The sequence below is a fragment of the Sphingopyxis sp. KK2 genome (genome assembly GCF_001990265.1).
In the GTDB taxonomy this organism is placed as follows: domain Bacteria; phylum Pseudomonadota; class Alphaproteobacteria; order Sphingomonadales; family Sphingomonadaceae; genus Sphingopyxis.
Genome location: NZ_LYVN01000001.1, coordinates 62,184 through 85,219 on the forward strand (window position 1 = coordinate 62,184; position 23,036 = coordinate 85,219).

Annotated in this window: 22 protein-coding genes; 10 read left to right on the forward strand and 12 right to left on the reverse strand. The window is 64.6% G+C overall.

Annotation, left to right across the window (positions count from 1 at the left end):
• Positions 1-14: 14 nt before the first annotated feature.
• From B1A78_RS00315 to purF, 3 genes are all read right to left on the reverse strand, one after another.
• Positions 15-425 (reverse strand): hypothetical protein, encoded by a 411-nt coding sequence (locus B1A78_RS00315; RefSeq protein ID WP_077145040.1) that lies wholly within the window; start codon positions 423-425, stop codon positions 15-17.
• A 64-nt stretch (positions 426-489) separates the two neighbouring features.
• On the reverse strand, positions 490-1,224 hold the full coding sequence (locus tag B1A78_RS00320) for an SDR family NAD(P)-dependent oxidoreductase (RefSeq protein ID WP_077145041.1): 735 nt from the start codon (positions 1,222-1,224) through the stop codon (positions 490-492).
• 4 nt (positions 1,225-1,228) lie between these two features.
• Positions 1,229-2,686 (reverse strand): amidophosphoribosyltransferase, encoded by a 1,458-nt coding sequence (gene purF, locus B1A78_RS00325; protein ID WP_077145042.1) that lies wholly within the window; start codon positions 2,684-2,686, stop codon positions 1,229-1,231.
• A 121-nt stretch (positions 2,687-2,807) separates the two neighbouring features.
• Between purF and hisI the strand changes: the two genes are divergently transcribed.
• From hisI to B1A78_RS00355, 6 genes are all read left to right on the forward strand, one after another.
• Positions 2,808-3,182, forward strand: a complete 375-nt coding sequence (gene hisI / locus B1A78_RS00330) for a phosphoribosyl-AMP cyclohydrolase (RefSeq protein ID WP_077145043.1) — start codon at positions 2,808-2,810, stop codon at positions 3,180-3,182.
• Complete coding sequence (locus B1A78_RS00335) at positions 3,169-3,702, forward strand: hypothetical protein (RefSeq protein ID WP_256837371.1); 534 nt, start codon at positions 3,169-3,171, stop codon at positions 3,700-3,702. Before hisI ends, B1A78_RS00335 begins: the two co-directional genes overlap by 14 nt.
• Positions 3,703-3,766: 64 nt before the next feature.
• Complete coding sequence (locus B1A78_RS00340; protein WP_077145044.1) at positions 3,767-4,198, forward strand: MerR family DNA-binding transcriptional regulator; 432 nt, start codon at positions 3,767-3,769, stop codon at positions 4,196-4,198.
• Positions 4,199-4,264: 66 nt separating this feature from the next.
• A complete protein-coding gene (locus tag B1A78_RS00345; protein ID WP_077145045.1) occupies positions 4,265-6,067 on the forward strand; it encodes an acyl-CoA dehydrogenase C-terminal domain-containing protein in 1,803 nt (600 codons plus the stop codon).
• Between the two features lie 407 nt (positions 6,068-6,474).
• Positions 6,475-7,962, forward strand: coding sequence for a phospholipase D-like domain-containing protein (locus tag B1A78_RS00350; protein ID WP_077145046.1), 1,488 nt, complete (start codon positions 6,475-6,477; stop codon positions 7,960-7,962).
• A 67-nt stretch (positions 7,963-8,029) separates the two neighbouring features.
• Positions 8,030-9,055 carry a TIR domain-containing protein gene (locus B1A78_RS00355; protein ID WP_077145047.1) on the forward strand — a complete coding sequence of 342 codons (1,026 nt, stop codon included), beginning with the start codon at positions 8,030-8,032 and terminating at the stop codon, positions 9,053-9,055.
• On the opposite strand, the gene B1A78_RS00360 is transcribed toward B1A78_RS00355, so the two are convergent.
• The 5 genes from B1A78_RS00360 to B1A78_RS00380 all read right to left on the reverse strand — a co-directional run bounded on the left by B1A78_RS00360 (position 9,056) and on the right by B1A78_RS00380 (position 14,176).
• Positions 9,056-9,907 (reverse strand): CoA ester lyase, encoded by an 852-nt coding sequence (locus B1A78_RS00360; protein ID WP_077145048.1) that lies wholly within the window; start codon positions 9,905-9,907, stop codon positions 9,056-9,058.
• Between the two features lie 87 nt (positions 9,908-9,994).
• Positions 9,995-10,447, reverse strand: a complete 453-nt coding sequence (locus B1A78_RS00365; protein ID WP_077145049.1) for a MaoC family dehydratase — start codon at positions 10,445-10,447, stop codon at positions 9,995-9,997.
• Positions 10,447-12,288, reverse strand: a complete 1,842-nt coding sequence (locus B1A78_RS00370; RefSeq protein WP_077145050.1) for a biotin carboxylase N-terminal domain-containing protein — start codon at positions 12,286-12,288, stop codon at positions 10,447-10,449. The genes B1A78_RS00365 and B1A78_RS00370 overlap by 1 nt, the downstream gene beginning before the upstream one ends.
• Complete coding sequence (locus B1A78_RS00375; protein ID WP_077145051.1) at positions 12,285-12,575, reverse strand: hypothetical protein; 291 nt, start codon at positions 12,573-12,575, stop codon at positions 12,285-12,287. Before B1A78_RS00375 ends, B1A78_RS00370 begins: the two co-directional genes overlap by 4 nt.
• A 2-nt stretch (positions 12,576-12,577) precedes the next feature.
• Positions 12,578-14,176: a carboxyl transferase domain-containing protein gene (locus B1A78_RS00380; RefSeq protein WP_077145052.1), complete on the reverse strand. Its 1,599-nt coding sequence runs from the start codon at positions 14,174-14,176 to the stop codon at positions 12,578-12,580.
• Positions 14,177-14,322: 146 nt separating this feature from the next.
• On the opposite strand from B1A78_RS00380, the gene B1A78_RS00385 reads away from it, so the two are divergent.
• Complete coding sequence (locus B1A78_RS00385) at positions 14,323-16,407, forward strand: M13 family metallopeptidase (RefSeq protein WP_077145053.1); 2,085 nt, start codon at positions 14,323-14,325, stop codon at positions 16,405-16,407.
• Positions 16,408-16,455: 48 nt separating this feature from the next.
• Here B1A78_RS00385 and B1A78_RS00390 read toward each other — a convergent pair whose 3' ends face one another.
• From B1A78_RS00390 to B1A78_RS00405, 4 genes are all read right to left on the reverse strand, one after another.
• Positions 16,456-16,734 carry a hypothetical protein gene (locus B1A78_RS00390; protein WP_077145054.1) on the reverse strand — a complete coding sequence of 93 codons (279 nt, stop codon included), beginning with the start codon at positions 16,732-16,734 and terminating at the stop codon, positions 16,456-16,458.
• Positions 16,731-17,081: a hypothetical protein gene (locus tag B1A78_RS00395; protein WP_077145055.1), complete on the reverse strand. Its 351-nt coding sequence runs from the start codon at positions 17,079-17,081 to the stop codon at positions 16,731-16,733. Before B1A78_RS00395 ends, B1A78_RS00390 begins: the two co-directional genes overlap by 4 nt.
• Before the next feature lie 135 nt (positions 17,082-17,216).
• Positions 17,217-18,056, reverse strand: coding sequence for a hypothetical protein (locus B1A78_RS00400; protein ID WP_218667917.1), 840 nt, complete (start codon positions 18,054-18,056; stop codon positions 17,217-17,219).
• A gap of 34 nt (positions 18,057-18,090) precedes the next feature.
• A complete protein-coding gene (locus tag B1A78_RS00405) occupies positions 18,091-19,260 on the reverse strand; it encodes an isovaleryl-CoA dehydrogenase (RefSeq protein WP_077145057.1) in 1,170 nt (389 codons plus the stop codon).
• 136 nt (positions 19,261-19,396) lie between these two features.
• Between B1A78_RS00405 and cysD the strand changes: the two genes are divergently transcribed.
• From cysD to B1A78_RS00420, 3 genes are read left to right on the forward strand one after another with little or no spacing between them, the layout of a single operon-like run.
• Positions 19,397-20,302, forward strand: coding sequence for a sulfate adenylyltransferase subunit CysD (gene cysD, locus B1A78_RS00410; RefSeq protein ID WP_077145058.1), 906 nt, complete (start codon positions 19,397-19,399; stop codon positions 20,300-20,302).
• A gap of 1 nt (position 20,303) precedes the next feature.
• Positions 20,304-22,205 carry a sulfate adenylyltransferase subunit CysN gene (gene cysN, locus B1A78_RS00415; RefSeq protein ID WP_077145059.1) on the forward strand — a complete coding sequence of 634 codons (1,902 nt, stop codon included), beginning with the start codon at positions 20,304-20,306 and terminating at the stop codon, positions 22,203-22,205.
• Entirely contained in the window at positions 22,202-22,957 is a 756-nt protein-coding gene (locus B1A78_RS00420) for a 3'(2'),5'-bisphosphate nucleotidase CysQ (protein WP_077145060.1), read from the forward strand. Before cysN ends, B1A78_RS00420 begins: the two co-directional genes overlap by 4 nt.
• Positions 22,958-23,036: the final 79 nt, after the last annotated feature.

Below are 23,036 nucleotides of genomic sequence, written 5' to 3' on the forward strand. Positions count from 1 at the left end.
CGCGGGGGCGGCGGTTACGCGGTGGCCGGTGCAGCGAAGCCCGTGGCACGCTGTGCGAGCCATGCGGCGGCGGCGGGGACGAGGACGGCCAGTGCAAAGATCCACCATTCGTCGACGGGCGACGAGGCGCGATAGATGGCGGCGCCCATGACCGCGCCCGCGACGACCCAGCCGGCGCCGCTGCCGCCCGAGGCGCGCATCGCGAGCCAGCCGCCGGCGAAGGTGCCGACAAACCAGCCGATGATCAGCGCGATGGTGGTGCCGAGCGGTGCCTCGATCTCTTCGGCCGCGACGTCATAGACCGCGGCGTCATAGCCTGCGGGAAACAGGTTCGCGCTGGCATATTGGAACAGGAGGATCAGGCCGAATGCCACGACGATGCCGACGATCGTCGCCACCACCGATCGAATAAGTCCGCTGGTCATTCCAAAGCCCTCAATCAAAATCCGTATCGAACGGACCGTCTAGGGCAGGAAAGCAAAGATCGCGTTAAGCCTCTGCCATCACCTTGGGCAGCGCGTGGAAGGCGGTGCTGTCGAAGCCTTCGACCATCAACTGCGCGACGAAGGCGCCGACCGCCGCCGGGTCCTTGATGCTCTGCGGGTCTTCGCCAGGATAGGCGCGCGCGCGCATCTGGGTGCGGGTGCCGCCCGGATCGAGGATCGCGGTGCGCACGGTCGAGATATTGCGCATTTCGGCGCCATAGCTGGTGACCAGCGTCTCGAGCGCCGCCTTGGTCGCGGCATAGGCGCCCCAATAGGCGCGCGGCTCGCGCGCGACGCTGCTCGACAGCGCGACCAGCCGGCCGCTCGCGGCGCGGCGCAGCAGCGGATCGAAATTGGCGATCAGCGCCTGCTGCGCGATCAGGTTCAGCGTCAGCAGCTTGTTGAATTCCTTGCCGTCGATCGCGCCGACCGGGGTCAGCGTACCGAGCATGGCCGCATTCAAAACAAGCATGTCGAGCTTCTGCCAGCGTTCGGCCATTGCGCTGGCGAGACGGGCGATGCTGTCGCCGTCGGTGAGGTCGAGCGGCGCGATCGTCGCGCTGCCGCCGGCATTGTGGATGCGGTCCTCAAGCTCTTCGAGCCCGCCCGCGGTGCGCGCGGTGATGACGACATGCGCACCGCGCGCCGCAAGCGCCTCGGCAATCGCTTCGCCGATGCCGCGGCTCGCGCCGGTGACGAGCGCGACCTGCCCCGCCAGTTCTTCAGACTGTTTGTACATGGTGTCAGACAACTCGTTCGGCGAGCAGGGAAAATTGATCTTCCAGCCCATGCTCGTCGAAGTCGGTGAGCGTGGTCGGATAGTCGCCGGTGAAACAGGCATCGCAATATTGCGGCGCACCGTCGCTGCGCTCCGCCTCGCCCAGCGCGCGGTACAGGCCGTCGATGGTCAGGAAAGCGAGGCTGTCGGCGTTGATGAAATTCGCCATCTGACCGACCGTCATCTGCGCGGCGAGCAGCTTGGCGCGTTCGGGCGTGTCGACGCCATAGAAGCAGCTGTGCTGGGTTGGCGGGCTGGCGATGCGCATATGCACCTCGGCGGCGCCGGCATCGCGCATCATCTGCACGATCTTGAGGCTCGTCGTACCGCGCACGATCGAATCGTCGATCAGCACGACGCGCTTGCCCGCGATCAGCGCCTTATTGGCATTGTGCTTCAGCTTGACGCCGAGGTGTCGGACCTTGTCGCCCGGCTGGATGAAGGTGCGCCCGACATAGTGCGAGCGGATGATCCCGAGTTCGAAGGGGATGCCCGATTCCTGCGCATAGCCGAGCGCCGCCGGGGTCCCCGAATCGGGAACGGGAATGACGAGGTCGGCATCGACCTGGTTTTCGCGCGCCAGTTCGGCGCCGATCGCCTTGCGCACCGAATAGACGCTGGTGCCGTCGACGATCGAATCGGGGCGCGAGAAATAGACATATTCGAAGATGCACGGGCGCGCGGGGCGCTCGGCAAAGGGGCGATGCGAGGTCAACTGGCCGTCGCGGATGATCACAAGTTCGCCCGGATCGACCGAGCGCACGAATTCGGCGCCGACGACATCGAGCGCGACGGTTTCGGATGCGAGAATGAAGGCGTCGCCGAGCTTGCCGATGACGAGCGGACGGATGCCGAGCGGGTCGCGGCAGCCGATCATGCCCTCTGCGGTCAGGCAGATCAGCGAATAGGCGCCCTCGACCTGTTTCAGCGCGTCGATGAAGCGGTCGAGCAGGGTGCGATAGTTCGACGTCGCGACGAGGTGGATGATAACCTCGGTATCGCTGGTCGACTGGAAGATCGAACCGCGGCGCACGAGAATCTTCTTCAGCGCGGTCGCATTGGAAATATTGCCGTTATGCGCGACCGCGAAACCGCCCGTCGACAAATCGGCATAGAGAGGCTGGACGTTGCGCAGCGCGGTTTCGCCGGTCGTCGAATAGCGGACATGGCCGACCGCCGAGGCACCCGCGAGCTGGCGCATGATGTCGTCGCGGTCGAAATTGCCTGCGACATGGCCCATCGCGCGGTGGGTGTGGAATTCCTTGCCGTCGAAGCCGGTGATGCCCGCCGCCTCCTGGCCGCGATGCTGGAGCGCGTGGAGGCCGAGCGCGACCACGGCGGCGGCGCTTTCGGCGCCATGAATACCAAAGACGCCGCACTCCTCGCGGAGTTTGTCGTCATCGAACGGGTGGGTGGTGAGCATTTTTGTCCAGCTGTGCGGGGCAGTGACTGCGGCGCATATAGGGAGCGGAATCGATATTGTCGCCCCCCCAATTTGGACTCTTGCGTGACAGCGGCATTTGTCCTGCTCTAAGGCGGCTTTCATGACCGATATTCGTGACAGCATCGACCGTTTCGACCCCCGTTTCGACGCCGCCGGGCTGGTGACCGCCATCGTCACCGACGCGGGCAGCGGCGTCCTGCTGATGGTCGCGCATATGAATGCCGAGGCGATCCGGCTGACGCAGGAGACGGGGCAGGCGCATTTCTGGTCGCGGTCGCGGCACGCGTTGTGGCGCAAGGGCGAGACGTCGGGCAACGGGCTGACGATGGTCGAGATGCGCGTCGATTGCGACCAGGACGCGCTGCTGCTGCGCGTCACCCCGGCGGGTCCCGCGTGCCACACCGGGCGGCGGTCGTGCTTCTATCGCCGCGTCGAGGCCGATGGGCGGCTGATTTTCCTCGATGACGATGCGTAAATTCGTCTGCGTCCTGTTGCTGCTGCTCGCGGCGTGCAGCCGCCCGGCGCCCGACGCGGGCGAGGGGGTGGACAGCGGCAATCCGCTCGAGGTCGCGGCGCGCGAGCGCGGCATCGTGCGCGCCGAGGCTGCCGAGCTGACCGGGGCGTTCGAGCGTCGCCATGACCTCGGCCGCGATGCGATGTGCGTCGTGCCCGACGGCACCGATCGCTGGCGCTTCGCGCTCACCGCATCCTACGGCCCCGGCCTGTCGTGCGCGGCGCGGGGGACGGTGGTGCGCGACGGCGAGCGTTGGCGGCTCGATTTCGCCGGTGTGGAAGGGTGCAGCGCGCTCGTCCATGAGGAAGAAGACGAGCTGCGTCTGCCCGGCAGCCTTCCGCCGCAGTGCGACAGTCTTTGCCCCGCGCGCGCCTCCTTGTCGGGATTGCGGCTGCCGCGTGCGAGCTGGGCCGCGGAGGACGCGAAACGCTTGCAGATGAAGGACGAACGCGGCAATATCGTTGCACCGTGCGGCGCCTGATCCACCGGTTTCCTTCGCCGCCGCCAGCCTTGACGTTCACGTCAACGGAAACTATTCTGCTCCGATGACCGACGACTACGGCCACGCCCATATCGATACGCCCGACCACCTTGGTCGCGAACAGTTCAGCATCACCGACCTGTCGTCGGAGTTCGGCGTCACTGCGCGTGCGCTGCGCTTCTACGAGGATGAAGGGTTGATCAGCCCGTCGCGCAAGGGATTGTCGCGCATCTATTCGAAGCGCGACCGTGCGCGGCTCGCCTGGATATTGCGCGCCAAGCGCACGGGGTTCAGCCTGGCCGACATCCGCGAGATGATCGACCTCTACGACGTCGGCGACGGACGCAAGACCCAGCGCCAGGTGACGATCGAAAAATGCCAGGAGCGCATCGCGTTGCTCCGCGGCCAGCGCGACGACATCGACAGCGCCGTCGACGAACTGTCACGCTTCATCGACATGGTGAAAAAGGTCGACGCCCGCCAGAAGGCGAACTGACCCTCGACATCCCTGCCTCCCCGGGCAAGACACCGTATCAAACCCTGTTTTTCAGAGAGATTTCGCATGCCCGCTTATCGCGCTCCCGTCCAAGACACGCTGTTCCTGATCAACGAGGTGCTCGGCATCGAGCGTTATGCGAACCTGCCGGGCTTTGCCAACGCCAGCCCCGACATGATCGAGGCGGTGCTGACCGAGGCGGGGAAGTTCTGCGAGGAAGTGCTGTTCCCGATCAACCTGTCGGGCGACCAGGAAGGTTGCACGCGCCATGACGACGGCAGCGTCACCACGCCGAAAGGGTTCAAGGAAGCCTATAAGGCCTATTGCGACGCGGGCTGGACCTTGTTGACCCAGCCCGAGCAATTCGGCGGGCAGGGGCTGCCGCACGTCGTCGGCTTTTCGGTCGAGGAGTTTCGTAACGCCGCCAACCAGGCGTTCGCGATGTATCCCGGCCTGTCGCAGGGCGCGACCGCCGCGATCCTCGTCAAGGGATCGCCCGAGCTGCAGGCGACCTATCTGCCCAAGATGGTGTCGGGCGAATGGACCGGCACGATGAATCTGACCGAACCGCATTGCGGCACCGACCTTGGCCTCATCCGCACGCGTGCGGTGCCGAACGGGGACGGCAGCCACGCGATTACCGGCACCAAGATCTTCATCTCGTCGGGCGAGCATGACCTCGCCGAGAATATCATTCACCTCGTGCTCGCGAAGACCCCCGACGCGCCCGACAGCGTCAAGGGCATTTCGCTGTTCATCGTGCCGAAGTTCATACTCAACGACGACGGCACGCCCGGGACACGCAACACGCTGTCGTGCGGGTCGATCGAGCACAAGATGGGCATCCACGCCAATGCGACCTGCGTGATGAATTACGACGGCGCGAAGGGCTGGATGGTCGGCGAGGAGAATAAGGGCCTCGCCGCAATGTTCATCATGATGAACGCCGCGCGGCTCGGCGTCGGCATCCAGGGGCTGGGGCAGGCCGATGTCGCTTTCCAGAACGCCGTGCAATATGCGCAGGACCGCCGTCAGGGCCGCGCGCTGACCGGGCCGCAGGACCCGCAGGAAAAGGCCGATCCGCTGTTCGTCCACCCCGACGTGCGCCGCATGCTGATGGATGCCAAGGCGACGGTCGAGGGGCTGCGCGCACTGTGCCTGTGGGGCGCGCTGCAGGTCGACTTGACGCACGCCGCCGAGAGCGAGGAGGAGCGGCAGATGGCCGACGACCTCGTCAGTCTGCTGACCCCGGTGATCAAGGGCTATGGCACCGACAAGGGCTATGACGTCGCGACCAATGCGCAGCAGGTGTTCGGTGGCCATGGCTACATCGAGGAACATGGCATGAGCCAATATGTCCGCGATGCCCGCATCACGATGATCTATGAAGGCGCCAATGGCGTGCAGGCGATGGACCTTGTCGGGCGCAAGCTGGCGCAGAACGGCGGCCGTGCGATCCAGGCCTTTTTTGCGGTCGTCGACGGCGAAGCCGCGGCGGCGAAGGACAAGCCGGCGTTCGCCGATCTCGCCGGGCGCCTTGAAAAGGCGAATGGCGAACTCAAGGCTGCGACGATGTGGTTCATGGCGAACGGCATGTCCAATCCGAACAATGTCGGCGCGGGCGCGCATCATTATATGCACCTGACCGGGATCGTCGCGCTGGGGCTGATGTGGCTGCGCATGGCCGAAGCCGCGCAAAAGGCGCTCGACGAGGGCCGCGGCAACAAGGCTTTCCTCGAAGCTAAGCTGGTGACCGCGCGTCATTTCGGCGAGCGTTTCCTGCCCGACGCCGGCGCGCTGCGCCGCAAGATCGAGGCGGGCAGCGAGACGATGATGGCGCTGACCCCCGAGCAGTTTCACGCGGCCTGATACGGACCGTCGATACGTCGGCCTTGGCGTGGGAAGCTTCCATTATGTGTACCCCGGCGAAGGCCGGGGTCCAGAGCGCAACAGTGCAACGCCGGCTTTCTATCGGTCTGGCCCCCGGCCGTCGCCGGGGTACAGATTGCGTATGTCCGCAGACGCCGGAAACCCTCCGTTCGACTGCTTCGCAAAAACTTCTTTCCTAATAAATCTCACCATGATCTACCCTGCGAGATGACAACGTCGCCAACCTCGCAGAATCGCGGTTCGAGAAGGCCTCAACGCCCCCGCCTTAAAGCGACAAAGGAGACATTTCGGACGCGTTCATCCGTATCCTTTGTCGCTTTAAGGGCATTTTTCGATCCTGCCCCGGGCACCCGCAACCAATTGACCCGCAGCGCGTCTGTGCCGTCATGAGCGAGGGTGCGCTTTCCCCGATTGTCGTCGAAGGCCGCAATTGCTGGCGGATCGAACGCGCCGACAAGGCGCGGATGATCGTCGATGCCGCCGACTATTATGCGTTGCTCAAAGAGCTGATGGCGGGGGCGAAGGAGCGCATCCTGCTGATCGGATGGGACTTCGACCCGCGCATCGCCCTGTGTCCCGACGAGAAGGGCGAGGGCGAGGCGCTCGGCCATTATCTGCTGCGGCTCGCGCACGAGGCGCCTGACCGCGATATCGACATCCTGCGCTGGAACTTCGGCGGGCTGAAGCAATATTTCTCGCCCGCGATCATGACGATGATCGCACGCTGGAAACTGACGCGCTCGATCAGCTTTCGCATGGACAGCGCGCATCCCTTCGGGTGCAGCCATCACCAGAAGGTCGCGGTGTTCGACGACCATCTGGCGGTCTGCGGCGGCATCGACGTCGCGGCGCGGCGCTGGGACACGCGCGACCATCCCGACGAGGATGCGCGTCGCACCGATCCCGACAACAAGCCCTATATGCCCTGGCACGACTCGACGATGATCCTCGCGGGGCCGGTGGGCAATGCGCTGGCCGAACTCGGCAACGAACGCTGGCAGCGTGCGACCAAGAAGCCGCTGCGCGAGGTCAAGGGCGACGGGGAGAACTGGCCCGAGACGCTCGACGCCGATTTCTTCGGGGTCGATGTCGCCATCTCGCGCACCCGCGCCGAATATGACGGCTATGAGGAAATCCGCGAGATCGAGCAGCTCTATCTCGACATGATCGCGGCCGCGAAGCGCTTCATCTATTTCGAGAATCAATATTTCACGAGCGCCAAGATCGCCGCGGCGATCGCCGAGCGGCTGAACGAGGACGATCCGCCCGAATTCGTGATGGTGATGCCCAAGACCGCCGACGGCTTGCTCGAGCAGATGGCGATGGATGCGGCGCGGGTGCAGTTGGTGCGCGAAATCGCCAAGGCGAAGCATGGCGACCGGCTGCGCGTTTATGTCCCGCATACCAAGGGCGGCGACCCCATTTATGTCCATGCCAAGACGGCGATCGTCGACGACCGGATGATCCGCGTCGGGTCGGCGAACATGAACAATCGTTCAATGGGACTCGACAGCGAGTGCGACGTGACGATCGACGCCGCGCTGCCCGCTAACATCGGGGTCGAGCCGACGATCCGGCGCCTGCGCGAATCCCTGATCGCCGAGCATCTGGGCGTCGAACCGGCGGAGGTGGCTCGCCAGTTCGAAGCCAGCGGGTCGCTCGTCGCGACGATCGAGGCGCTACGCGCGAACGAAGGCCGGACGCTCGAACTGCTCGACCTGACGAAGCCGGGGCCGTTCGACCAATATATCGCCGAACATGAACTTCTCGACCCCGAAAGTCCCGACGCGATGTTCGACGCCATCCCCGAACGCGGGATGCGCAAGAACTGGCACAAGGGCAAGGCGTGGATCCGGCGGATGCGCGGTCGCTGAACTCGTTCATTTTGCCTGTGACCATAGGCACTTGCGATGACAGCGGTCCGTCATATGATGGCCGGCGATGAACGAAGACCCGATCACGCCCGACCAAGGAAAGCGGCTTTCCGCCTTCATCAGCCATCACAGCTCGCAGGTCGCGACTGCCCGCCAGATAAAGACGCTGCTCGCAGCGCGCGGTATCGACGGCTGGCTGGCCCCGGACGATATCGCGGCGGGCACGGCTTTCGACCAGGCAATCCTCGACCAGATCGCAAAGTCGGACGCCATCGTCCTGCTTTTCTGCGCCCAATCCGATCAGTCGCGCCATGTGAAGCGCGAACTGATGCTGGGCGAGGACGGCAACAAGGTGATCCTGCCGGTGCGGCTGGAGGATGTGCCGGCGCAAGGGCTGGCCTATTGGCTCAAGGATTATCAGTGGATCGACTGGTTCGCGGGCGAGGAGCAGGCGATCGAGCGGATCGTCGCCGCGATGACGGGCGCGCCGGCCGCATCGCCCGCAAGGCCGATCCAGGCGACATCGACGCCCGTCGTGAAACCATCGCTGCGACGCCCCCTGCTGGTCGGGGTCGGCGCTCTCGCGATCGCGGGCCTGTTTGCCGGCGGCATCTGGTGGACCGGCAGCACGGGGAAGGCGGCTGGGGATCCCGATGCAGCGGTCGCCGACAATCCGATCGAACCGGGGATATGGACGAGCAAGCGCGAGGTCGTGAAGATCCTGTTTCCGGAGGAAATCGCCCCCGAATATGAAAAGCAGTTCAAGACGCTGATGGAGACCGATCCCGATCCCGAGGATTGCATTACCGAAAAGGTCGCGGCGAAGCCCGATGTCGAACTCTTCGACCCGGGCAAGCAGTCGGCGTGCACCATCGGATCGTTCAAGATGAACGGTGGACGGATCAGCGGCTACCTCAATTGCAAGATCGCCGGCGATCCCAATGGCAATCTGCAGGTCACCGTGCGCGGAACCTATACGCGGACGAGCATGGAGTATGACAATGTCGTCACCATGCAGACCAGCCAGGGCATGGTGCGTTTCCGCAGCCACGAAACCCAGAACTGGGTTCGCGGCCCGTCGTGCAGCGCGTGATCAGTCGGCGAGCGACAGGATATGCCGCGCCTGCTTCAGATGCGGGGCATCGACCATCTTGCCGTCGACCTGGAGCACGCCGACGTCGGGATTGGCGGCAAAGGCGTCGACGATCGCCTGCGCCCGCGCGACCTCTTCGGCGGCGGGGGTGAAGGCTGCGTTGATCGGGCCGACCTGCGACGGGTGGATCGCCATCATGCCCGTGAATCCGTCGCGCCGCGCGCGCGCGGCATAGGCCGCGAGCCCGCTTTCGTCCTTGATCGCGGGGAAGACGGTGTCGATGGCGGCGGTGGCCGCGGCATGCGCCGCGAACAATGTCATCGCGCGCGCGACTTCATAGGGCGACGTATAGCTGCCGTCGGCTTCGCGGCTGGTCGTCGCGCCAATCGCGGCGGGCAGGTCTTCGGCGCCCCAGGTCAGCCCGACGAGCCGGTCCTTCACTTCGCGATAGCTGCCGAGGGTGAAGATCGCCGCGGGGGTTTCGGTCGCAATCGGCAGGATCGCGGGAAGCGACGCGTCGTCGTCGGATTCGCTGCGCAGGATCGTATCGAGCTGCAGGATGCTCGGCGCGCCCTCCGCCTTGGGCAGCATGATCGCATCGGGGCGCGCAGCGACGATTGCGGCGACGTCGGCGGCGGTCAGATGGCCGTCGAGCGGGTTGACGCGGACGAGCGTGATGACCTCGCGCGACCCCGCCAGATAATCGGCGATCGCGTGGCGCGCGGCGTCCTTGTTCGCGAGGCTGACCGAATCTTCGAGGTCGAGGATGATCGCATCAGCGCCAGACGCGGCGGCCTTGGCGAAGCGTTCGGGGCGGTCGCCGGGGACGAAAAGGAGGGAGCGAAGGCGCATGTCTGTTTTCCGTTGTGCTGAGCTAGTCGATGCAGGCTTATCGACCGGGAGGCGCGCTTCGACAAGCGCAGCGCTCCCGTAAAGCCGTCAGGCGGTGCTTTTCTTGAGCAGCGCCGACCGTTCGCACTGGCACACCGTCTCGCCGCGCTGGTTGATCGCCTTGTGCAGGAAGGTCACGATTCCGGCATTGGGCCGCGACTTGCTTTCCTTCAGCCCCACGACCTCGCTCGTCGCGTAGAGCGTGTCGCCGATGAACACCGGCTTGGGCATGACGAGCTTGTCGTAACCGAGGTTCGCGACCAGCGTGCCGAGCGTGGTGTCGCCGACCGACAGCCCGACCATCAGGCTGAAAGTGAAGGTGCCGTTGACGAGAATTTGGCCGAATTCCGATGCCTTCGCCGCCTCGATGTCGAGGTGCAGCGGCTGCGGATTATGCGTCATCGTCGTGAAAAGCAGATTGTCGGTCTCGGTCACCGTACGGCGGATATCGTGGGTCAGCGTGTCGCCGACCTGCCATTCGTCGAAATATTTGCCGGCCATCAGCCTTCTTCCTTCTCGATCCGCACCAGCAGCGCCTCGACCTGCACTTGGCCGCCCGCAACCGCGTTGAGTTCGGCGACGACGCCGTCGAAGGGCGCGGTCAGGCTATGCTCCATCTTCATCGCTTCGAGCGTCAGCAGTTTCTGGCCCTTGGTCACCGTGTCGCCCGCAGCGACATCGACCGCGATGACCTTGCCCGGCATCGGCGACAGGATCGCGCCGTCACCTGCCGCACCGCCAGTGCTTCCCGCCGCGCGCCATGGCGTGAGTTGCCAAACCGAGCCGCTTTCGGCGACGAGCATCGCGGGTGCTGGCTCTTCGGCGCCGGGGCCGTGGAGCGCCACTTCGACGCGCTTGCCGTCGAGCAGGAAGGGCGCGGTTCGGACATCGGGGGCGTTTAGGCGGAAGCCCGCCTGTAACGAGCGCGGCGTCATCGCCATTGCGGCGTTGGTCAGCGCCTGCGCCGAGGGTTTGGGCTCGGCGGTCATGCTGTCGCCATCGCGGCCGATCAGCCCGGTGTCGACGCTGCCCGCGACGAAATCGGGGTGGTCGAGCGCGGCGATCAGGAAGGCCGAATTGGTCTTCACCGGCCAGATCGCACTGTCCTCAAGCATCTCCGACAAAAGCTCGCGCGCCTCCTCGCGGTCCTCGCCCCACGCGATGACCTTGGCGATCATCGGATCATAGAAGGGCGAGACTTCGGCGCCCTCGTAAACGCCTGTGTCGACGCGCCCGCTATGCTCGGGCAGCTGGAACAGCTCGAGCGTGCCGATCGAGGGCAGGAAGCCCTTCGCCGGATCCTCGGCGTAGAGCCGCGCTTCCATCGCCCAGCCGTTGATCGCCAGCTCGTCCTGCGCCAGCGGGATCGGCTCGCCCGACGCGACGCGCAGTTGCCATTCGACGAGGTCAACCCCGGTGATTTCCTCGGTCACCGGATGCTCGACCTGCAGCCGCGTGTTCATTTCCATGAACCAGATGCGGTCGGCGCGCAGGCCTTCGCTGGCGTCGGCGATGAACTCGATCGTCCCCGCGCCGACATAATCGACCGCCTTCGCAGCGCGCACCGCGGCGGCGCACAGGTCGGCGCGCGTCGCTTCGTCCATGCCGGGGGCGGGGGCTTCCTCGATCACCTTCTGGTGGCGGCGCTGGAGCGAGCAGTCGCGCTCGAACAGGTGGACGACATTGCCGTGGGTGTCGCCGAACACCTGCACCTCGATATGGCGCGGGGTCAGGATATATTTCTCGATCAGCACATGGTCGTTGCCGAACGACGCCGCGGCCTCGCGCTGGCACGACGCGAGCGCGTCGGCGAAGTCGGCCGCTGCATCGACCTTGCGCATCCCCTTGCCGCCGCCACCCGCGACCGCCTTGATCAGTACGGGGTAGCCGATCTCGGCCGCCTGTTCGGCGAGGAAGGCGGGGTCCTGATTCTCCCCCATATAGCCCGGCGTCACGGGCACACCTGCCTCGGCCATCAGCTTCTTGGCGGCGTCCTTCAGGCCCATCGCGGTGATCGACGACGGCTTGGGCCCGACCCAGACGAGTCCGGCATCGGCGACCGCCTGCGCGAACGCGGCATTCTCCGAGAGGAAGCCGTAACCCGGATGGATTGCTTCGGCCCCGGTCGCTTTGGCGGCGGCGATGATCTTCTCGCCGATCAGATAGGATTCGCGCGCCGGCGACGGCCCGATATGCACCGCCTCGTCGGCCTCGCGCACATGCAGCGCCTTGGCGTCGGCATCCGAATAGACCGCGACGGTCCGGATGCCCATCTCGCGCGCGGTGCGAATGATGCGGCAGGCGATTTCGCCGCGATTGGCGATGAGGAGGGAGTGGATCATTCCTGTTTTCCATCAATCAGTTGGCCTTCTTGGCCAATTAGCTTGGAGAGTTGGGCCTTCATCGCATCTTTAAGAAGGAGGGCGATAGGAGGCTTCCATCCCTCTCTCATCTGTTCGAGGGTTTCCGGAGAATATCGAGGAATATCAATTCCGATAATTTCCCAAGAATATTCCCCTATTCCCAATATGTCGCCCGCCCGGCAGTTGCGAGCATCGGTCTGAACGGTGACGACGCACCCGCGCCCGCTGATCTCGAAAACGTCGGAGAGCGTCGCTTTGCAGCTCATCTTTACATCCTGAACACGCCAAACCCGCGGTCCTCGACCGGCGCATTCAGCGTCGCTGCAAGAGCCAGCCCCAGCACATCCCGCGTCTGCGCCGGATCGATGATCCCATCGTCCCACAACCGTGCGGTCGCGTGATAGGGATTGCCCTCATCCTCATATTTCTGGCGGATCGGCGCCTTGAACGCTTCGGCTTCCTCTGCCGTCCATTTCTCCGCGTCGCGGTGCACCGTCGCCAGCACCGACGCCGCCTGTTCGCCGCCCATCACGCTGATCCGCGCATTTGGCCAGGTGAACAAAAACCGTGGCGAATAGGCGCGCCCGCACATGCCGTAATTGCCCGCGCCGAAGCTGCCGCCGATCAGCACCGTGATCTTCGGCACCGTCGCGGTCGCGACCGCGGTCACCAGCTTGGCGCCATGTTTCGCAATGCCTTCGGCCTCATATTTCCCACCGACCATGAAGCCGCTGATATTCTGGAGGAAGAGCAGGGGGATGCGCCGCTGCTGCGCCAGTTCGATGAAATGCGCGCCCTTGACCGCGCTTTCGCTGAACAGCACGCCGTTGTTGGCGAGGATCGCGACCGGGATGCCCCAGATATGCGCGAAACCGCAGACCAAAGTCGCGCCGTAGTTCGCCTTGAACTCGTGGAACTCGCTGCCGTCGACGATCCGCGCGATGACTTCGTGAACGTCGTAGGGGGCGCGGACATCCTGCGGGATGACGCCGTACAGCTCTTCGCCGTCATATTTGGGCGGGCGCGGGGCCTTGATCGCGACCTCGAAACCCTTATCCTCGCCCAGATGGCTGACGATGTCGCGGACGATCGTCAGCGCATGCTCGTCATTCTCGGCGAGATGATCGACGACGCCCGATTTCTTGGCGTGCAGGTCGCCGCCGCCGAGATCCTCGGCGCTGATTTCCTCGCCCGTCGCGGCTTTCACCAGCGGCGGGCCGGCGAGGAAGATCGTACCTTGGTTGCGCACAATGACGGTCTCGTCGCTCATCGCGGGGACATAGGCACCGCCCGCAGTGCAGCTTCCCATCACGCAGGCGATCTGCGGGATGCGCTTCGCCGACATCGTCGCCTGATTGAAGAAGATGCGCCCGAAATGGTCCCGGTCGGGAAAGACCTGGTCCTGGTGCGGCAGGTTCGCGCCGCCGCTGTCGACGAGATAGATGCACGGCAGGCGGTTCGCCTCGGCAATCTCCTGCGCGCGGAGATGCTTCTTCACCGTCATCGGATAGTAAGTGCCGCCCTTAACGGTCGCGTCGTTGCACACGATCATGCACTGCCGCCCCGACACGCGCCCGATGCCACAGATCAGCCCTGCGCCGGGCACTTCGCCCTCATAGAGGTCGTTCGCCGCGAGCTGGCCGATTTCGAGGAAGGGCGCACCCGGATCGAGCAGCCGCTCGACGCGCTCGCGCGGGAGCAATTTGCCGCGGCTCGTGTGGCGCTCGCGCGACTTTTCGTTGCCGCCGAGTGCCGCCTCGGCGACGCGGGCGCGCAGTTCGTCCTTCAGCGCGACATTATGCGCGACGTTGACGCGATAGGCGTCGCTATCGGCGTTGATCATGGTTCCGAGGACCGGTGCGCTCACGTCGATTACTCTCCCGTTCAGAAAGGGGGAGTTAGCCGGTCGCTCGTCGATTGGAAAGCGCCGCACGCCGAAATCCCATGGCGTTGAAAGCCCCTGCACACAGGCGTATCGCTTCGGCATATTCTGAAACAACAAGGTCGTTCGTTATGAAACATCGCTTCCTCGCCATCCTCCTGTCCAGCGCCGCGATCGTCGGCGGTACCGCCGCCTGCACCGGCGGCAAGGAAGAAAGCAGCGCTGCCTACACCGTCGGGACCGAACTCGGCATCAGCAAGACGGCGATGGACATGAACGCCAAGCCGGGCGACGATTTCTTCGCCTATGCCAACGGCAATTGGGCCAAAACGACCGAGATCCCCGCCGACCGGTCGAGCATCGGCGCCTTCACCATCGCGCAACTCGAAACCGAAAAGCGCAACCGCGAGCTGATCGACGCGATCGCCAAGGGTAACGCGGCGGCCGACACCGATGAAGGGCGGATCGCCGCCTTCTACAGGGCCTATACGGACACGAAGGCGATCGACGCCGCCGGCATGAAGCCGATGGCTGCCGATCTCGCGCGATTCAACGCGATCGCCGACAAGGCGGCGTTGTCGAAAGTGCTGGGCGAGCAGACCCGCGTCGATGTCGATCCGCTCAATGCGACCAACTTCTACACCGAGAATCTGTTCGGCCTGTTCGTGACGCAGGGGCTCGCGACTCCCGGCGACGTGATCCCCTATGTGCTGCAAGGCGGCCTCGGTTTGCCCGAACGCGAATATTATCTCTCGGCCGATCCGAAAATGGCGAAGATTCGCAGCGAGTATCAGGCCTATATCGCCAAACTGCTGACCGCCGCCGGCCAGCCCGATGCGGCGGCGAAGGCCAAACGCGTCTATGACCTCGAGCTCAAGATCGCCAAGGCGCATGTGTCGCGCGAGGACAGTGAGGATTTCGCCAAGTCGGCGGGCGTGTGGACCAAGGACGATTTCGCGAAAAAGGCGCCGGGCATCGACTGGCCGGCCTATATTAGTGCCGCGGGCCTCGATGGCGCGAAGAAATTCGGTGCCTATCATGCCGGCGCGATCACCGGCCTGTCGGCGCTCGTCGCGTCCGAGCCGATCGACGCCTGGAAGGACTGGCTCGTCTTCCACCAGATCAACAGCCACAGCGACGTGCTGCCGACCGCGGTCGATAATGCGCATTTCGCTTTCTACGGCACGACGCTCGCGGGCACGCCGCAGCAGCGCGCGCGCGACAAGCGGGCGCTCGACGCGCTCGACACCTATCTCGGCGACTCAGTGGGCAAGGCCTATGCCGACAAATATTTCCCTGCTTCGGCGAAGGCCGAGGTCGGCGACATGGTGACCAACATCAAGGCGGCCTTTGCGACGCGCGTAGAGGGCATCGACTGGATGGCGCCCGAGACGAAGAAGGAAGCGATCAAGAAGGTCGAAACGATCGTCGTCGGTGTCGGTTATCCCGACACATGGCGCGATTATGGCGGCTACACCGTCGGTGCCGATGCCTATGCCAATGAGGTCGCGGGGCAGAAGGCCGAGACCGCGCACCAGCTCGCGAAGATCGGCAAGCCGATGGACAAGGGCGAATGGTGGATGGTGCCGCAGACGGTCAATGCGGTGAATTTGCCGGTGCAGAATGCCCTGAACTTCCCCGCCGCGATCCTCCAGCCGCCCTTCTTCAATCCCAAGGCCGACCCCGCCTATAATTATGGGGCGATCGGCGCGGTGATCGGCCACGAGATCAGCCACAGCTTCGACAACAATGGCGCGGCCTTCGATTCGACCGGCGCGCTGCGCAACTGGTGGACCCCGGCCGACCTGTCGAAGTTCAACGCCTCCGGTGCGGCGCTTGCGGCACAGTTCGACACATACAAGCCGTTTCCCGACCTTGCGATCAACGGCAAGCTGACGCTGGGCGAGAATATCGCCGACGTCGCGGGGCTGCAGGCCGCTTATGACGCCTATCGCGCGTCGTTGAAGGGCAAGGAAGCGCCGGTGATCGATGGCTTCACCGGCGATCAGCGCTTCTTCATCGCCTATGCGCAGACCTGGGCCACCAAGATGCGCGACGAGGCGCTTCGCGCGCGGGTGGCGACCGATGGCCATGCGCCGGGCATGTATCGCGCGCTGACGGTACGTAACCTCGATGCCTGGTATAAGGCTTTTGACGTCAAGGAAGGCGACAAGCTGTACCTCGCGCCCGACAAGCGCGTGCGCGTCTGGGGGTAAAAGCCGCCGTCGTTGCGATCCCGGCTTCTGCCGGGGTCGCGGCGAAGGCTATTCGGAAGGCTGTTCGTCCCCGGGCTTTTCCTTCAGGATCAGGTAGCGATAGACGCCGATCGCGTTGATGACGAGCAGCGCGATATTCTGCCAGCCGATGCCTTCGCTGTCGGGTTGCAGAAAACCCCAGGCGACCAGCGCGATGCTGCTGGTGACGAATATGACAAAGGCCCAGCCGGTCCAGCGCCGGCCGAGATTGAGCGACACGACGAGCGCCGCCAATGTCGCGGCGCCCGCGCCATAATATTGCAGTCCGGTCAGTATCGCTTCGTTCAAACCCAGGCTCCGATCAGCGCCAGCACCCCCGACCCGGCGAGAAAGGGCCAGATGATGTGCCGTCCACCGGTACAAGCCGCATTAACGAGTCCGGTTCCCAGCCACCCCAATCCGATGACGAGGATCAGTCCGCGTGGCGTCCCCGGCCATGCGACGGTGACGGCCGAGAGCAGCATCAGCACCGCCATCGCGTGCCAGGCGAAGCGGAAGACCTTTCGCGGCAGGTCGGCGAGCAAAATGCCGCGCTTGATGCGCAGCAATGGCTGGATCAGCCGTTTTTCGCCGAGGATCGAATGGGTAAGGGCGGACAGCGTCATCGCCGCCGCGGCGAGCCACAGCCAGTTCATGCGCGGATCGCTCCGTCGCCGATAGTCCCCATTCAGCCCCCCTCTGGCTTGGTTCAGCCGGCCCCTGTCTTTTTGCGGCCGATCAGCATGCAACGAACGTCCCTCGGTCCGGCGCCGATGTCGAGCGACTTCGCATCAGGATTGGCTTAGCATGGCGTCGTCGGCGGCGCTGCGCAAATCGTCGGGTATCGCCGTCCCCTCAAGCCAGCGGCCCTTCATCCATTCGCGGGTGGCGGCGCGGGTGCGCGCGGCATAACCGGGCGTGTCCAATCCCACCAGCGGCAGGTCGAATTCGGCGGCGGTCGCCGCCAGCCCGGCGTCGTCGAGCGGGCGATTCAGGCGCGCCGCGTGGCGCGCCAGCTCGAGCTCCTGCCCCCAGAAATAAACCATGTCGGCGCCGACATTGGCCTGCATGTCATGCACTTCCTCGGCGCGTCCCCAACTGACCAACTCGACCCAGATGTCGGGCATCAGCAAATCGACGGGACCGTCGGGCTTCCACTCCAGCGCATCGGCGTGGACGATGTTCACCTTGTCGCCAGCGCCGTCGGGCAGCCGTTCGAACAATTTGATCTGTTCATGCATTTCCAGCACATTGGCGTCCATTTCGACGACGGTGACCCGCTCGACCTCGGGCTTGAGGGCGCTCGTCGCCGTCGACCAGCCGAGACCGAGCCCGAAGACGACGACATGCCCGCGCGCGAAATCGACCCCGATCTGCTGACTCTCCAACTCCATCGGAGCGGTCGACATCCACACTTTTTGCCGCCGCGCCAGCACGATCAGATTCTGTGCGAGCTGGACCTCGCCCCAATAGCCCGTGCAGACGGCCGCCGGTACGCTACGCAGCGCCCAGGCGCCGACGTCCATCGGCTGAAAATATTCGCGGATGGGGTCGGGCGGCGTGACCGGAAGCGCGTTGACGTCGATCGTCGACCAATCGGGTCCCCCGCTCGGCGGACCCGCATTTCCCATGAACTGACCGACCATCGCTGCCCCTTTGCGAATCCTAGCTTGCTGCGCCGATCAGTTCGCGGCCGATCAGCATGCGTCTGATTTCGTTGGTTCCGGCGCCGATGTCGAGCAATTTGGCGTCGCGCCAATAGCGTTCGACCGGCCAGTCCTTGGTATAGCCCGCGCCGCCGAGCGCCTGGATCGCTTCGCCGGCGACTTTCACCGCATTTTCGCTGGCAAGGAGGATGCAGCCCGCGGCGTCGAAGCGCGTCGTCTGGCCGGCGTCGCAGGCCTTGGCGACGTTATAGACGTATGAGCGCGCCGACTGGAGCATGACATACATGTCGGCGACCTTGGCCTGCATCAGCTGGAACGAGCCGATCGGCTTGCCGAACTGCTTGCGGTCGCGCACGTACGGAATGACGGTATCGAGGCACGCCTGCATGATGCCGAGCTGGAGCCCGGCGAGCACGACGCGTTCATAGTCGAGCCCCGACATCAGCACGCCGACACCGCCATTTTCAGGTCCCATCACCTGGCTTTCGGGAATCTCGCAATCGTCGAACACCAGTTCGGCGGTCGGCGAGCCGCGCATGCCGACTTTGTCGATCTTTTGTCCAATCGAAAAGCCCGGCATGTCCTTTTCGATCAGGAAGGCGGTGATCCCGCGCGATCCCGCCTCGGGGCTGGTCTTGGCATAGACGACGAGCGTGTCGGCACAGGTCGCGTTGGTGATCCAGAATTTGGTGCCGTTGAGGACGTAACCGCCCTGAACCTTCTCGGCCTTGAGCTTCATCGATACGACGTCGCTGCCCGCGCCGGCTTCGGACATCGCGAGGCTGCCGACATGCTCGCCCGAGATGAGCTTGGGCAGATATTTCGCCTTTTGCTCTTCATTGCCCCAGCGGCGGATCTGGTTGACGCAGAGGTTCGAGTGCGCGCCATAGCTGAGCCCGATCGCGCCCGAGGCGCGGCTGACTTCCTCGACCGCGATGACATGCTCGAGATAGCCGAGGCCGAGACCGCCATACTCCTCTTCGACGGTGATGCAGTGCAGGCCAAGGTCGCCCATCGCGGTCCACAATTCGTCGCGCGGGAACCAGTCCTCGGCATCGGCCCTGGCGGCGAGCGGAGCGATTTTTTCGTCGGCGAAGCGGGCGGCGCTTTCGCGGATCATCTCGGCATTTTCGCCGAGCGCGAAATCGAAGTCGGGGGTGGCGCGCATAATATCCTCTGTTCAGCTTGTCGTTGCGACTAGCAGGAAGGTGCCGCAAACAGAAGGGGATGCACAAGACAGACTATTATGCCGAAAAGCCCATACTGCTTGCCTGTCGCCCTGTGCGGCGGCATTGGGCGTCGCCATGACGGAGACGATGAACCATCTCGACAGGCTCGAGGCTGAGAGCCTTCATATCATGCGCGAAGTGATGGCCGATGCAGCCAAGCCGGTAATGCTGTACAGCGTCGGCAAGGACAGCGCGGTGATGCTGCACCTCGCGCGCAAGGCCTTTTACCCTTCGCCGCCGCCGTTTCCGCTGCTGCACGTCGACACGACGTGGAAGTTCAAGGCGATGTATGAACTGCGCGACCGGATGGCTGCGGAATCCGGCATGGAGTTGTTGGTCTATCAGAACCCCGAAGCGAAGGAACGCGGGATCAACCCGTTCGACCATGGCCCGCTGCACACCGACATGTGGAAGACCGAGGGGCTGAAGCAGGCGCTCGACCTCCACGGGTTCGACGTCGCCTTCGGCGGCGCGCGGCGCGACGAGGAGAAGAGCCGCGCGAAGGAGCGCATCTTCTCGTTCCGCACCGCGAGCCATGGCTGGGACCCGAAGCGCCAGCGGCCCGAGCTGTGGAACCTCTACAACGCCAGGAAAGCGAAGGGTGAGAGCATCCGCGTCTTCCCGATCTCGAACTGGACCGAGCTCGACATCTGGCAGTATATCGCGCGCGAGAATATCCCGATCGTGCCGCTCTACTTCGCGGTGCCGCGCCCGACCGTCGAGCGCGACGGCCTGCTGCTGATGGTCGACGACGAGCGTTTCCCGCTGCGCGAGGGCGAGGTCCCGGTCGAGCGCTCGATCCGCTTCCGCACCTTGGGCTGCTACCCGCTCACCGGCGCGGTCGAGAGCGAGGCGACCACCCTCAGCGAAGTGATCCAGGAGATGCTGCTGACGACGACCAGCGAGCGTCAGGGGCGGGCGATCGACAAGGATGGCGGCGACGCCAGCATGGAGAAGAAGAAGCAGGAGGGGTATTTCTGAGATGACCGATCCTGTTTACGTCACCGACGCCCTCATCGCCGAGGATATCGACGCCTATCTTGCGCAGCATCAGCAGAAGTCGCTCTTGCGCTTCATCACCTGCGGCTCGGTCGACGACGGCAAGTCGACGCTGATCGGGCGGCTGCTCTATGACTCGAAGATGATCTTCGAGGATCAGTTGGCGGCGCTCGAGGCCGACAGCAAGCGCGTCGGCACGCAGGGGCAGGAGATCGACTTCGCGCTGCTCGTCGACGGCCTCGCCGCCGAGCGCGAGCAGGGGATCACGATCGACGTCGCCTATCGCTTCTTCACGACGGAAAAGCGCAAGTTCATCGTCGCCGACACCCCGGGGCATGAGCAGTATACGCGCAACATGGTCACCGGCGCGTCGACCGCCGACCTCGCGGTGATCCTGATCGACGCGCGCAAGGGCGTGCTGACGCAGACGCGGCGGCACTCCTATCTCGCGCATCTGATCGGGGTGCGGCATATCGTGCTCGCGGTGAACAAGATGGACCTCGTCGGGTACGATAAGGCGGTGTTCGAGCGCATCCTGCTCTCCTACCGCGCCTTTGCGACCGAGATCGGGATCACGCGCTTTACTGCGATCCCGATTTCGGGGTTCAAGGGCGACAACATCACGACGCTGTCGGACAACACGCCCTGGTACAAGGGGCCGACGTTGGTCGAGCATCTGGAAGGTGTCGAAGTTGCCGCGCAGCGTGAGGTCGAAAAGCCTTTTCGCATGCCGGTTCAATGGGTTAACCGGCCGAACCTTGATTTCAGGGGCTTTTCCGGGCTGATCGCGGGCGGATCGGTGAAGCCGGGCGATGCGGTGCGCGTGTTGCCGAGTGGCAAGACGACGACGATCAGCCGGATTGTCACGCTCGATCAGGACCTTGACGAGGCGGTCGCGGGGCAGTCGGTGACTTTGTGCTTTGCCGACGAGGTCGATTGTTCGCGCGGCGATGTGATCGCGGCGGCCGATACGCCGCCCGAAGTGGCCGACCAGTTTGAGGCGACGCTGGTGTGGATGGCCGACGAGGCGATGATCCCGGGGCGCTCCTATTGGCTGAAGCTCGCGACGCAGAGCGTCTCGGCGACGGTCCAGCCGCCCAAATATGAAGTCAATGTCAACACGATGGAGCATCTGGCGGCGAAGACGCTCGAGCTCAACGGCATCGGGGTGGTCGAGCTGACCACCGACAAGCCGCTCGTGTTCGAGGCCTATGAGGGCAACCGGACCTTGGGCGGTTTCATCCTCATCGACAAGCTGACCAATGCGACGGTCGCGGCGGGCATGCTGCACTTCAGCCTGCGCCGCGCGCAGAATGTCCATTGGCAGGCGCTCGACATCAGCCGCGAGGCGCATGCGGGGCTGAAGAACCAGAAGCCCGCGGTGCTGTGGTTCACCGGATTGTCGGGATCGGGCAAGTCGACGATCGCCAACCTCGTCGAGAAGAAGCTGCACCGGATGAACCGGCACACCTTCCTGCTCGACGGCGACAATGTGCGCCACGGGCTCAACAAGGACCTGGGGTTCACAGAGACCGACCGGATCGAGAATATCCGCCGCGTCGGCGAGGTCGCGAAGCTGATGACCGACGCCGGGCTGATCGTGATCACCGCGTTCATCAGCCCGTTCAAGGCCGAACGCGACATGGTGCGCGCGATGCTGCCCGAGGGCGAGTTCGTCGAGATCTTCATCGACACCCCGCTCGCCGAGGCCGAGAAGCGCGACGTCAAGGGCCTCTACAAAAAGGCGCGCAGCGGCCAGCTCAAGAATTTCACCGGCATCGACAGCCCCTATGAGGCGCCCGAGGATGCCGAGATTCGGATAGACACGACTGCGATGACCCCCGAAGACGCCGCAAACCTGATCGTGGAGCGGCTGCTGGGATGACTATAGCGACGAGTGAAAGCGACGAAGCGCTGGCCGAACGGCTGGCAACCGCGGCGGGGCTGATCCTGCTCGAGTTGCAGAAGTCGGGCGAGTTCGTCGACAAGGCACTGGGTAAGGCCGGCGACGCGCGCGCCAACGCGATGCTGATGCACGAATTGCGCGCGGCGCGGCCCGACGACGCGATCCTTTCCGAAGAGGAAAAGGACAATGTCGTGCGTTGCGAGAGCAGCCGGGCGTGGATCGTCGATCCGCTCGACGGTACGCGCGAATATAGCGAGGGGCGCAGCGACTGGGCCGTGCATGTGGCGCTCGCGGTCGACGGCGTGCCGACGGTGGGTGCGGTGGCGCTGCCGGGCCTCGGGCTGACGCTGACGTCGGGCGCGCCGAAGCCGCTCGAGCCAGCGAATGTGCCGCCGAAAATGCTCGTCAGCCGCACCCGGCCCGCCGCCGAAGCGGTGTTCGTCGCCGAGAAGATCGGCGCCGAACTGCTCGGCATGGGGTCGGCGGGTGCGAAGGCGATGGCGGTGGTGCGCGGCGAGGCCGACATCTACCTCCACACCGGCGGCCAATATGAGTGGGACAATTGCGCGCCCGCCGCGGTCGCGATGGCGGCGGGGCTGCATGTCAGCCGCGTCGACGGGTCGCCGCTCGTCTATAATTGCGCGAACCCGTATCTGCCCGATTTGCTGATCTGCCGGAAGGAACTGGCCGAGCCGGCACTGCGCTATGCGGCGGAGTTTGTGGCGGAGTAGGACGCGGGGCTGGTTTCGGGCGTTAGCTGCCGTTGAGTGGTGCTCTGATTACCCCTTCCGCTTGCGGGAGGGGCAGCGA

Excerpts from the sequence above, each read along its gene's own strand:
- B1A78_RS00375 (WP_077145051.1), bottom strand. The coding sequence starts at position 12,575 with ATGAGCTGCAAAGCGACGCTCTCCGACGTTTTCGAGATCAGCGGGCGC.
- B1A78_RS00400 (WP_218667917.1), bottom strand. The coding sequence starts at position 18,056 with ATGGGAAATGCGGGTCCGCCGAGCGGGGGACCCGATTGGTCGACGATC.
- B1A78_RS00360 (WP_077145048.1), bottom strand. The coding sequence starts at position 9,907 with ATGCGCCTTCGCTCCCTCCTTTTCGTCCCCGGCGACCGCCCCGAACGC.
- B1A78_RS00365 (WP_077145049.1), bottom strand. The coding sequence starts at position 10,447 with ATGGCCGGCAAATATTTCGACGAATGGCAGGTCGGCGACACGCTGACC.
- B1A78_RS00405 (WP_077145057.1), bottom strand. The coding sequence starts at position 19,260 with ATGCGCGCCACCCCCGACTTCGATTTCGCGCTCGGCGAAAATGCCGAG.
- cysD (WP_077145058.1), top strand. The coding sequence starts at position 19,397 with ATGACGGAGACGATGAACCATCTCGACAGGCTCGAGGCTGAGAGCCTT.
- B1A78_RS00395 (WP_077145055.1), bottom strand. The coding sequence starts at position 17,081 with ATGAACTGGCTGTGGCTCGCCGCGGCGGCGATGACGCTGTCCGCCCTT.
- B1A78_RS00340 (WP_077145044.1), top strand. The coding sequence starts at position 3,767 with ATGACCGACGACTACGGCCACGCCCATATCGATACGCCCGACCACCTT.
- B1A78_RS00315 (WP_077145040.1), bottom strand. The coding sequence starts at position 425 with ATGACCAGCGGACTTATTCGATCGGTGGTGGCGACGATCGTCGGCATC.
- B1A78_RS00370 (WP_077145050.1), bottom strand. The coding sequence starts at position 12,288 with ATGATCCACTCCCTCCTCATCGCCAATCGCGGCGAAATCGCCTGCCGC.
- B1A78_RS00335 (WP_256837371.1), top strand. The coding sequence starts at position 3,169 with ATGACGATGCGTAAATTCGTCTGCGTCCTGTTGCTGCTGCTCGCGGCG.
- B1A78_RS00355 (WP_077145047.1), top strand. The coding sequence starts at position 8,030 with ATGAACGAAGACCCGATCACGCCCGACCAAGGAAAGCGGCTTTCCGCC.
- B1A78_RS00320 (WP_077145041.1), bottom strand. The coding sequence starts at position 1,224 with ATGTACAAACAGTCTGAAGAACTGGCGGGGCAGGTCGCGCTCGTCACC.
- B1A78_RS00350 (WP_077145046.1), top strand. The coding sequence starts at position 6,475 with ATGAGCGAGGGTGCGCTTTCCCCGATTGTCGTCGAAGGCCGCAATTGC.
- cysN (WP_077145059.1), top strand. The coding sequence starts at position 20,304 with ATGACCGATCCTGTTTACGTCACCGACGCCCTCATCGCCGAGGATATC.
- B1A78_RS00385 (WP_077145053.1), top strand. The coding sequence starts at position 14,323 with ATGAAACATCGCTTCCTCGCCATCCTCCTGTCCAGCGCCGCGATCGTC.
- hisI (WP_077145043.1), top strand. The coding sequence starts at position 2,808 with ATGACCGATATTCGTGACAGCATCGACCGTTTCGACCCCCGTTTCGAC.
- B1A78_RS00345 (WP_077145045.1), top strand. The coding sequence starts at position 4,265 with ATGCCCGCTTATCGCGCTCCCGTCCAAGACACGCTGTTCCTGATCAAC.
- purF (WP_077145042.1), bottom strand. The coding sequence starts at position 2,686 with ATGCTCACCACCCACCCGTTCGATGACGACAAACTCCGCGAGGAGTGC.
- B1A78_RS00420 (WP_077145060.1), top strand. The coding sequence starts at position 22,202 with ATGACTATAGCGACGAGTGAAAGCGACGAAGCGCTGGCCGAACGGCTG.